Annotated in this window: 2 protein-coding genes and 1 pseudogene; 2 read left to right on the top strand and 1 reads right to left on the bottom strand. The window is 56.9% G+C overall.

The features are described from left to right. Window positions 1-1,438: M10 family metallopeptidase C-terminal domain-containing protein (locus HT737_RS10120; RefSeq protein ID WP_182402425.1), on the bottom strand; the 1,438-nt coding region annotated here is incomplete at its 3' end. A 204-nt stretch (window positions 1,439-1,642) separates the two neighbouring features. Here HT737_RS10120 and HT737_RS10115 point away from each other — a divergent pair. Then, window positions 1,643-2,286, top strand: a pseudogene (locus tag HT737_RS10115) (MBL fold metallo-hydrolase). Between the two features lie 114 nt (window positions 2,287-2,400). Next, window positions 2,401-3,135 (top strand): OmpA family protein, encoded by a 735-nt coding sequence (locus HT737_RS10110; RefSeq protein WP_007961595.1) that lies wholly within the window; start codon window positions 2,401-2,403, stop codon window positions 3,133-3,135. Window positions 3,136-3,302 lie beyond the last annotated feature (167 nt).

Here is a 3,302-nt window from a genome sequence, read left to right as displayed (position 1 = left end):
CGGCGTTACCGGTCATGCGGTTGTTCAGGACGTTACCGGTACCGTTGAGGTTGCTGCTGCCTGTCAGTTCGAGATTTTCCAGGTTGTCACCCAGAGTCCAGTTCACCGACGACCGTACGGTATCTATTTCACTGGCCAGAGTGCTGGTTTCGATGACCGTGTCGCCGGCGTTGTCGACGATGTAGGTGTCGTTGCCCAGACCGCCGATCATGGTATCGGCGCCCAGGCCGCCATCGAGGGTGTTGTTGCCATCGTTGCCGGTCATGCGGTTGTTCAGCTCGTTGCCGGTCCCGTTGAGGTTGGCAGTGCCGGTGAGCAGCACGTTCTCGACATTGGCGCCGAGGGTGTAGTCGATGGAGGCGAAGACCCGGTCGATTTCGGTCAGTGAGGTGCCGGTCTCGACAACCACGTCACCGATGTTGTCAACGTAGTAGGTGTCGTTGCCCGCGCCACCGATCATGGTATCGGCGCCGGCCATACCGTTGAGGGTATTATTCAGATCGTTGCCGGTCAGCTTGTCGTTGAAAGCCGAGCCAATGGCGTTCTCGATCTTGGCACCAATCGCGATCCCGAGTCCGTCATTGATCAAAGTGTTGGTGTTGAGGTCGGTGAAGGCTTTGCCGATCTGACTGTAGGCGCCCTCATTCAAATTGATGTTGACGGCTGCGAGCTGGTTGCTGCCATCAATGGTGTCATTGCCACCTGCATCCCAGATCGTCTCGAAGACGGACTGGTTGGCATCCCATTTGTAAACGTTGTCGCCGGTTTGCCAAAGCATGTTGGCGCCATACAGGCTTTGCATCGCAATGATGTCCAGCACCATTGGCGTCGTTGGCTGATAGGAGTAGTTGCTGTTGTAGCTCATCACGGTGAAGTGAACGTCATCAAACGACGGATCGAGCAATTGTTTGTTGGCTGCACTTGTATCGAAAGGATGCTTGAGGCCCAGGGCATGTCCGATTTCATGCACAAACGTCAGGTAGTCGTAGGTGCCCTTGACCGGATTCGGATCATCGGTAGCCATCCCGACCCATACATCGCCCGCAGCAGGCAGGTTGTCAGGAAAGTAAGCCCAAGCCGCCGTTTTGTTGTCCATCAATCGATAGCCGCCGAAGCGCAGATCACCCACAGTGCCCAGGTTATCGCTGGTGAGGGTGAAATTGATGTTGGCAACGGCGCTCCACGCCCCCAGGGCTCCGATAATCGAAGTCTTCTGCGCGGTCGTCAGTTCATACAGTGCGTTGTATTCATTCTTAGGGCTGTAATTGGTGGCGAAATACGAAGTCCCCGGAGCCATGAAGCTATAGCTGAGGTTAGTCGCCCCGAAAGGATTCCAGTCGGATCCGAGCCAGAATTTACCGGCGATAAGGCTGTCGACGAGCGCGTTGCCAGTCAGTGAAGCGGGAAACGTAAAGGAGTACGTCAAGGGCGTAGGCATGCGTGGATTTCCTGAGTGCGCTGCGGCCCTTCCTGAATGCGACCGCTACAAAAAATGCGATTTTGCACCAGAAACAATACATTTGACATCATTGAGCCATCATTTTTCGGATTGGTGGCGTCAAATAACTGACCGGGCGATCTGTATCGGCATGTGCAGTAGAATTCTGAAATAAGCCTCACGACCGTTCGTCCAGGATTTTTCATGACTGCTCTCAGCTCTACACTCATCCGCGAAACCTTCCCCGTCGGCCCGCTCCAGTGCAACTGCACGATCATCGGCGACCCGCTCACTAAAAAAGCCATCGTCGTCGACCCGGGCGGCAATCCTGACCTGATCATGGCGCGCTTGATGCCCACGGTCTGAAAGTGGTCAGCATCATTCATACCCACGCCCACCTCGATCACTTCCTCGCTTCCGGGCTGATGAAAGAGAAAACCGGCGCAACCTTGCATCTGCACAAGGACGATCAGTTCCTATGGGACAACCTCGAGATGCAATGCCAGATGTTTGGTGTGCCGTACACCCCGGTACCGTCGCCGGATCGCTGGTTGAGCGACGATGAAGAACTGGCCTGTGGCTGCGGTGTAGCGCTGCATACGCCGGGACATACGCCCGGTTCCATGAGCTTTTGGTTTTCCGAGGCTAAGCTGTTGATTGCCGGCGACACGCTGTTTCGTCGCGGGGTAGGGCGCACGGATTTGTGGGGCGGCGATCAGGCGACCATCGTGCGATCGATCAAGCAGCGGCTGTACACGCTCGACGAAGACGCCATCGTGGTTGCCGGGCATGGTCCGGACACGCGTCTCGGAGATGAAATGCGCGAAAACCCGTTCGTGCGCGCCTAAACATTTTGTCACGAGTGTGCGGCGGAATTTTTCGGCATTGTCATGATCCAACGCCCGCACAGGTCTATTGCCTAGGGCCGCTGCCACACAAAATGCAAAAACCAGGAGCACTTCATGTTCACCACGCCTCGTTTGATTATTGTTGCTACCGCTGTGGCCATGTTGGCCGGTTGCGCCTCGCCCAACCCGTATGACAATCAGGGGCAGGCCGACGGTGGCTCGCAAGGCATGAGCAAAACTGCCAAGTACGGTGGACTCGGCGCTCTGGCCGGTGCCCTGGCAGGTGCCGCCATCGACCACAACAACCGTGGCAAGGGCGCCTTGATCGGCGCGGCGGTGGTCGGTGCTTCGGCCGCCGGTTACGGTTACTACGCCGACCAGCAAGAGAAAAAGCTGCGCGCCAGCATGGCCAATACCGGGGTTGAAGTGCAGCGCCAAGGCGATCAGATCAAACTGATCATGCCGGGCAACATCACCTTCGCCACCGATTCGGCGAACATCGCCCCGAGCTTCTATCAGCCTCTGAACAATCTGGCCAACTCCCTGAAGGAGTTCAACCAGAACCAGATCGAAATCGTCGGCTACACCGACAGCACCGGCAGTCGCCAGCACAACATGGATTTGTCCCAGCGTCGTGCACAGAGCGTGGCAACTTACCTGACCTCGCAAGGTGTCAGCGGTGCCAACCTGTCGGCCCGTGGCGCCGGCCCGGATAACCCGATTGCCAGCAACGGCGACGTCAATGGTCGCGCGCAGAACCGCCGCGTCGAGGTCAACCTGAAGGCGATTCCGGGTCAGCAGTATGGTGGTCAGCAGCAACAGCCGGGTACGGTTCAGCAATATCCGTAACTGAATGCTTGAGTGATGAAATGCCCGGTCTTGTGACCGGGCATTTTTTGCCTGAACGCAGTCGCCCTGTAGGAGTTGCGGCACGCTGCGATCTTTTTGATCTTCAGCTCTCAAACAGCACGATCAAAAAGAATCGCAGCCTCGTTTTCACTCGACAGCTCCCTGCA

This window comes from Pseudomonas sp. MD195_PC81_125, assembly GCF_014060985.1.
Taxonomy (GTDB): Bacteria; Pseudomonadota; Gammaproteobacteria; order Pseudomonadales; family Pseudomonadaceae; genus Aquipseudomonas; species Aquipseudomonas parakoreensis.
This window is presented reverse-complemented; position numbering and strand designations above follow the sequence as displayed.

Coding starts and splice junctions, on each gene's coding strand:
- HT737_RS10110 (WP_007961595.1), top strand. CDS start 2,401: ATGTTCACCACGCCTCGTTTGATTATTGTTGCTACCGCTGTGGCCATG.